The sequence below is a fragment of the Mesorhizobium sp. M2E.F.Ca.ET.209.01.1.1 genome (genome assembly GCF_004010375.2).
Taxonomy (GTDB): domain Bacteria; phylum Pseudomonadota; class Alphaproteobacteria; order Rhizobiales; family Rhizobiaceae; genus Mesorhizobium.
In genome coordinates this window covers 1-285 of record NZ_SADP02001268.1, presented here as the reverse complement: position 1 = coordinate 285, position 285 = coordinate 1, and the positions used below count along the sequence as shown (strand labels likewise).

The window sequence follows — 285 nt, the reverse complement described above, 5'->3', positions numbered from 1 at the left end:
GGCAGCGGATACCATTGCGCGCGCTTCCACAGGCCGGTGTCGACGAATACGGCGCCGCGCTCGGCGGCCCAGCGGTGCGAGGGCGTCAACCGAGTCGAATGGAATTTTTCGTCGCGATGGTGGCCGGCAAGGGCACCGATGGCAACCGGAACCTGCGGCGGCCGGTAGATGGTGGTGCCGGTCTGCGGGATCGTGCGCCCGCTGACTTCGGCCATGATGGCAAGACCGGTGACGTTGGAATTGCGGCCCTGATCCGTCGCCATGCCAAGCGTCGTGTACCGCTTC

General features: G+C 66.7%; 1 protein-coding gene. It reads right to left on the bottom strand.

All coding sequences use genetic code 11. The annotated features are described in order from the left end of the window. On the bottom strand, nt 1-285 hold a 285-nt coding region (locus tag EN852_RS40020; RefSeq protein ID WP_135879991.1), incomplete at both ends, for a hypothetical protein.